This is a genomic window from Georgenia sp. 311, from assembly GCF_006151955.1.
GTDB classification, from domain to species: Bacteria; Actinomycetota; Actinomycetes; order Actinomycetales; family Actinomycetaceae; genus Oceanitalea; species Oceanitalea wutianyii.
Genome location: NZ_VDFS01000057.1, coordinates 38,793 through 45,548, shown reverse-complemented (window position 1 = coordinate 45,548; position 6,756 = coordinate 38,793). Strand labels below are relative to the sequence as shown.

Genomic DNA, 6,756 nt, shown 5'->3' with positions numbered 1-6,756 from the left:
CCCCCCCCCCCCCCCCCCCCCCCGCGACAGCCGACTTCCGCGCGACAGCGGACTTCGTGCCGACAGCCGACTTATGCGCACGGAGCTGCGTGCGGCCGGCGCTCAGGCGAACAGCTTCCCGAACGGCGTCGCCGCGAAGCCCTCGGCGCACGCCAGCGCGAGGAGCAGCGCCCATCCTCCGGTGAGCAGCGGCGTGCGTGCGGCGGCGTCCCGGCGCCACAGCGGGACCGGCTCGAGAACGAGGAACGCCACTGCCACGGGCGGTAGGAGGTACATGAACCAGAACCAGGCCCACGTCGTGGCCAGCCGAGGCCGCGGCCCGACGACGAGGACGAGGAGCGTCCCGAGCCACGCGATCCCGTGGAGCCGCCAGGTCGTCCCCGACTCCGACCGCAGGGCATCGACCTCGACGATCTCGACGGACGACGGCGAGAGCTCGGCCGCCGCCCTGATCCGGTCCGCCTCGTCGACGACGATGACGGGACCCGACCCCACCGACGTGGACTCGTACAGGTAGCTCGCCCGGCCCGGCCGACCACTCCTGTCCCACACGACCTCGAACAGACCGCTCGCGCCGGCGTCGACCGTGGGTCTCTCCAGCGTGACGCGGGTGACGGCGCCGCGTTCGAGGTCTGCCACGAGGTCCTCGACGGAGGCGAACACCGGCATGCTCGCCAGCTGCACCCAGCCCAGCACCAGGCCGATCCCCACGGCCACCCGCACCACGAGACCGACGACGCCGGACTGTCGCACGTCCGTGAGCGGCGTGGCGCCCGCCGACGTCGTCGTCCCCTCGTACATGGCCCACAGGCTAGGGGCGGTGCGTCCGCCCGCGGGCCGGTTCAGGTGGCCGGCCGACGGCGTGCGCAGTCCGCTCCGGGGTGAGAGCGGCGGGCCGCCCCGGCCCCGGAGCGAGCGGGGGCCCCTGCGATGGCAGGAGCCCCCGCCCACACGGTCAAGCAGCCCCGCCGCCCAGGCGGCGGCGCAGCGCCAGGGTCAGCCCGCCGGCAACGAGGAGGCCGAGGGCAGCCAGGAGCGGGCCGCCCTCGACGCCGGTCGTCGGGAGCCGGTCGGCGGCCGGGCCGGTGGGCGCCGGCGCAGCGGTCGGGTCGGCGGTGGGCCCGGCGGTCGGTTCGCCCGGCTCACCGGGGGTCGTCGGAACGGGCGCGGGGGCCGCAAGCGGCGTCTCGACGAGCCGGACCGTCGCCAGCCGCGCATCGTCCGCGGCGACGAGGTAGAGGTCGTGGACCCCCGCCTGGAGGTCGGCGAGCGGCGCGGAGACGGTCTCGTAGGCATACCGGTCGCCCGTGCTCGGCACGTCGAGCGTGGCCAGCAGCGCGCCGTCCGGCGCACCGAGCCGGACCTCGACGGCCCCCGGTCCCGCGGCCTCGCGCGCAACGGACGCCTCGAACGAGCGCTCCTGCGCCGGGGAGAACCGCACGTCGTGGAACGCCAGCCAGTCCCCGGCGCCCACGCCGGCGCTGTCCCCCGCGGTCCTCGACCGGTCGACGACCTCGACGCCCTCGTAGGAGTCGAAGTCCACGCCGTCCTCCCCGTCGGTGAGGTCGCGCTCCCGCGGCACGGCCTCACCGCCCACGACCACCTGGGTGGAGGAGCGCACGTCCTGCGAGGACGGGCCGACGAGCACGTCGTACCGTCCGGGCGCGACCACCTCCGCGTCCGTCTCCACGTCCCAGTACGCGAGGTCCGCGACCGGCAGCGAGAACGTCACGGTGCGGGTCTCCCCCGCCGGCACGTGCACCCGCGCGAAGTCCCGCAGCGTCTGCAGCGGCTGGTCCACCGGCGCGTCGAGCGTGCGCGTGTACAGCTGGACCACCTCGTCGCTGTCCCGCTCCCCGGTGTTCGTCACGTCCACGGACACCTCGACCGTCCCGTCCGGCGCCACCTCGGCCGCCGCCTGCGCGGGGACCCGCACGTCGGAGTACTCGAACTGCGTGTACGTCAGGCCGTGCCCGAACGGGTAGAGCGGTTCGCCCGTGAAGTGCTGGTAGGTGGTGCCCGCCTGGCTGATGTCGTACTCGAGGATGCTCTCGGGCAGGTCGTCCACCGTCCGGTACCACGTCTGGGTGAGGCGTCCCGCGGGTGACACGTCCCCGAGCAGCACGTCGGCCAGCGCGGTCCCCGTCTCCTGCCCGGCGTGCGAGGTCCACAGCACCGTCGTCAGGTCCTGCGGCAGGGTCACCGGGTAGCTCGTCATGAGCACGACGACGACGTCCTCGTTCGCCTCCGTCACCGCCGCGACGAGCTCCTGCTGCGCCGGGGAGAGCGCGAGGTCGGCCCTGTCCTGCGTCTCGCGCCCGTTGATGTAGGGGTTGTTGCCCACGACGACGACGGCGGTGTCGGCCGCCGCCGCGGCGGCGACGGCCTCCTCGGTGCCCTCCGTGAGCGTCTCGAGGACGAAGCGCGTGGCGCCGGCCGCGTCGGCCGCGGCCGTGACGCCGCCGTCCGCACCCACCGAGAGGTAGCGCCGGTTCTGCACGTTGCGGACGATGACGCTGCCGTCCTCCGCCTCCTCGAGGTTGAACGTCTCGCGCACCTCCCAGCCGTTGGGCTGGTGCTGGTCGTTGCGCACGACGTCGTCCCAGCCGCGCGAGAGGTACTTGCCGTTCGCCTCGGTCCGCAGCGCGTACACGCCCTGCCCCCAGTCGAACAGCGCCATCGCCTCGGCCGGCCCGGCCGTGTCCGGCCCGGCGGTGAGCTGCCCGCCGTCGGCGTCGGTGGGCGCGGTGAGGTAGGCACCGGTCGCGGCGACCCGCAGCGCGACGGAGTCCACGCCCTCGCTCGTCGTCACGCTGTCCGCGCCGAGGCGCTCGGTGAGGCCGTCGAGCGCCGTCACCCGGTAGGGCATGGTCCCGGAGTACCAGTCCTCGTAGAGCGTGTCGCTCAGCGGGCCGACGACGGCGACGCTCCCGGCGTCGTCGAGCGGGAGCAGGTCGGCGTCGTTCTCGAGCAGCACCATCTGGGCGAGCGCCGCCTCGTGGGCGAGCTCCTGGTGCTCCGGGGCGTTGATGACGTCGTCGGTGATGTCCTCGTAGGGGTTGAGGCCGGGCGGGTCGAAGTCACCGAGCCGGAAGCGCACCGGGAGCATGTGCCGCAGCGCGTCGTCGAGGTCCTCCTCGGTGAGCAGCCCCTGGGCGAGCGCGTCGGTGAGGTGGCCGACGGTGAAGGAGGGGTCCTCCCCGCGGTCGGTGAAGCTGTCGACGCCGGCGCGGACGAGTGCGGCGTGGCTCTCGGGGTGCGTGTCGTAGTAGCCCTGGGCGTCGAGGACGTTGCCCGGCGCGTAGGCGTCGGACACGACGAGGAGCTCCTCCTCGCTCCACGTGCGGGCGTGCTCGATGAGCGGGGACAGGTGCGCCGGCCGCCCGTTGACGAGGTTGTAGGACGCCATCATCCCGTTCGCGGCACCGGCGGACAGCGCCTCCTCGAACGCCGGGAGCCAGTACTCGTGGAGCGTGCGCGGCGGGAGGCTGGAGTTCGTCCGGTCGCGCTCGGCCTCGTTGTTGTAGCCGATGAAGTGCTTGAGCATCGGCGCCGCCCGCAGGTAGGTGTCGTCGTCGCCCTGGATGCCGGAGGCGTACGCGGTGGACATCCGCCCGGTGTGGAGCGCGTCCTCGGAGTAGCCCTCCTCGTTGCGCCCGGCGCGCGGGTCTCGGAGGAGGTCGACGACGGGCGCCCACAGGTTGAGGCCGTGGTACTCCGGGTCGAGGTGGTGGAAGCCGCGCGCCTCGGTGCCGACGACCTCACCGACGCGGCCGAGCAGCTCGGTGTCCCACGTGCTGCCCAGGCCGATCGCCTGCGGGAACACCGTGGCCTCCCCGAGCCAGGCGACGCCGTGGAGCGCCTCGGTGCCGGTGCGGAAGGCGGGCAGCCCGAGCCGCTCGATCTCCGGCTGCCACTGGTGCATGAGGGAGACCTTCTCCTCCAGCGTGAGGCGGGAGACGAGGTCCTCGACCCGCTCCTCCAGCGGCAGGGCCGGGTCGCGGAAGGGCGGGTCCTCGACCGCCGCGCCGGCCGGCGGCACCGCCGCGGCGAGCAGCAGCGCGCCGAGCGAGCCTGCGACTCCTGCGGCGAGCCGTCTCCGGCGGCGCCCGGGCATCTGGTCCGACAACGTCATGGCACGTTCCCCCTGTGTGTCGTGTCCTTCCGCGGCGCCCCGGCCGGGCCACTGCGCCCGGGCTCGACGACACCGTCGAAGCGTTTCGCTCGTCGAAACGCTTCCAGACTATGAACCAGGTCACCTCCGGGTCAAGGAACCGGCCGAAACACAGCGAACGGGGCTTGCGACCTGGTCGAGCGCGGGCGTATGGTCTCGCCATCGCATCGAAGCGCTTCTACACAGACCGGAGAGTGTCAATGGCTGCCACCATCAACGACGTCGCACGCGTCGCCGGGGTGTCGATCAGCACCGTCTCCTACGCGCTCAGCGGCAAGCGACCGATCGGCGAGAAGACCCGCCAGCGGGTCGAGGCCGCGATCGCCGAGCTCGGCTACACCCCCAACGCCGGCGCCCGCGCCCTGGCCGGCCGGCGCACCTACATCCTGGCCGTCACCGAACCGGTCCGCCCGGACACCTACACCCCCGCCCACATGGCGTTCGTGCTCGCGACGGCGACCGCCGCCCGCGCCTACGACTACGACGTCCTCCTGCTCACCCAGGACGAGTCGCTCGGCGGCCTCCAGCGGGTGACGACGAGCCGGATCGTCGACGGGATCATCGTCCTCGACGTCCTCGCGCAGGACGAGCGCGCCGAGCTCGTGCGGTCGATGGGCGTGCCCGCGGCGCTCGTCGGGATCCCGGACGACACCGACGGCCTGGCCTGCGTCGACCTCGACTTCGGCGCCGCCGCAGAGCTCGCCGTCGACCGCCTCGCCGACGCCGGCCACGAGGTCGTCGGCCTGCTCGGCCACCCGGAGTCGGTCTACGAGCGCGGCTCGAACTTCACCCTGCGCTTCCGCGACGCCTTCCTCGCGCACGCCGCCCGCCGCGGCCTGCAGGCACGGTTCGCCATGCCCGAGCGCACCATCGCCAGCGTCCGCTCCGCGATGGACCGGCTCCTCGGTCCCGACCGCGACCTCACCGGTCTCGTCATGCACGGCGAGGACACCGTGCAGATGCGGGCCCTGGACGTCCTGCGCGAGCAGGGCCTCTCCGTCCCCGGCGACGTCTCGGTGATCTCGGCGGCCGCGACCTTCGACACCTCGACGTTCACCCCTCCGCTCGACACCGTCCCCCTCATCGCCGAGCAGAGCTGCTCCCGCGCCGTCGAGCTCACCATCGCCCAGATCACCGGCGACGCCGGGCCGCGCGTGGAGCTCATCCCCCCGACCTACGTCGAGCGCGGGTCCACCGCGCCCCGGCGCTAGTACACAACCGAATCCGCAACCACAGCACCACCCACCCGTCGTCGAAGCGCTTCGCCAGGCTCTCGACGGCACCGGACGGCCGCGCCCGCGGCCAGGAGAGAGGCAGGAACGATGAAGTCCAAGAAGCTCACAGTCACAGCCGCCACAGCCCTGTCGGCCGCACTGCTCCTCAGCGCGTGCGGCGGCTCCGACGGCGAGGACGGCGCCGCCGGGGACGGTGGCAGCGACGACGTCCTGCGCGTCTGGCACTTCGAGAACCCGGACAGCGCCATGGGCGTCGCCTGGGAGGAGGCGATGCGCGTCTTCGAGGAGGAGACCGGCGCGACCGTGGAGTTCGAGGAGCGCAGCTTCGAGCAGATCCGCCAGACCGCCAGCCAGGTGCTCAACTCCGACCAGGCGCCCGACGTCCTGGAGTACAACAAGGGCAACGCCACGGCCGGCCTGCTCTCCAGCCAGGGCCTCCTGCGGCCGCTGGACGACGCCGTCGCCGAGTACGGGTGGGACGACATGCTCGCCCCGGCCCTGCAGACCACCGCCCGCTACGACGAGCGCGGCATCATGGGCTCGGGCAGCTGGTACGGCGTGCCCACCTACGGCGAGTTCGTCCAGGTCTACTACAACAAGGACATGTTCGCCGAGGCCGGCGTCGAGGTGCCCACCACGCTGGAGGAGTTCGAGCAGGTCCTCCAGACGTTCGCCGACCAGGGCGTGACGCCGCTGGCCGAGGCCGCCGCCGAGTACCCGCTCGGCCAGCTCTGGTACCAGCTCGCCCTCACCGAGGCCGACCGCGAGTGGGTCGACTCCTACCAGCTCTACACGAGCGACGTCGACTGGCAGGGCCCGGAGGTCACCTTCGCCACCGAGACGATCGCCGACTGGACCGACAAGGGCTACATCTCCACCGACGCGACCGGCCTCGCGGCCGAGGACGCCGGAGTCGCCTTCATCAACGGCACCAACCCGATCTTCTTCTCCGGCAGCTGGTGGCACGGACGCTTCAACACCGAGATCGACTTCGAGTGGGGCAGCTTCCTCTTCCCCGGTGAGGGCATGTCCCCCGGCTCCGCCGGCAACATGTGGGTGATCCCCGAGCGCGCGCAGAACGCCGAGCTCGCCGAGCAGTTCATCGACATCACCATGCGCCCGGAGATCCAGGCGCTCATGGGCAACAGCGGCGGCGTGCCCGTCGCGGCCGACCCGGCCGACATCGAGGACGAGGGCAGCGCCGAGCTGATCGCCAACTTCAACACGCTCAACGAGCGTGACGGCATCGCCTTCTACCCCGACTGGCCGACGCCCACCTTCTACGACGAGCTCAACGCGGGCCTCCAGGAGCTCCTCAACGGCACGAAGTCGCCGGCCGAGGTCCAG

General features: G+C 72.8%; 4 protein-coding genes. 2 read left to right on the top strand and 2 right to left on the bottom strand.

All coding sequences use genetic code 11. The features are described from left to right. Positions 1-102: 102 nt before the first annotated feature. Entirely contained in the window at positions 103-801 is a 699-nt protein-coding gene (locus tag FHE66_RS12190) for a hypothetical protein (protein ID WP_139073232.1), read from the bottom strand. Between the two features lie 154 nt (positions 802-955). After that, positions 956-4,135, bottom strand: coding sequence for a glycoside hydrolase family 3 protein (locus FHE66_RS12185; protein WP_218013712.1), 3,180 nt, complete (start codon positions 4,133-4,135; stop codon positions 956-958). A 239-nt stretch (positions 4,136-4,374) separates the two neighbouring features. On the opposite strand from FHE66_RS12185, the gene FHE66_RS12180 reads away from it, so the two are divergent. Further along, a complete protein-coding gene (locus tag FHE66_RS12180) occupies positions 4,375-5,385 on the top strand; it encodes a LacI family DNA-binding transcriptional regulator (protein WP_139073231.1) in 1,011 nt (336 codons plus the stop codon). A gap of 111 nt (positions 5,386-5,496) precedes the next feature. Continuing rightward, on the top strand, positions 5,497-6,756 hold a 1,260-nt coding region (locus FHE66_RS12175; RefSeq protein ID WP_139073234.1), incomplete at its 3' end, for an ABC transporter substrate-binding protein.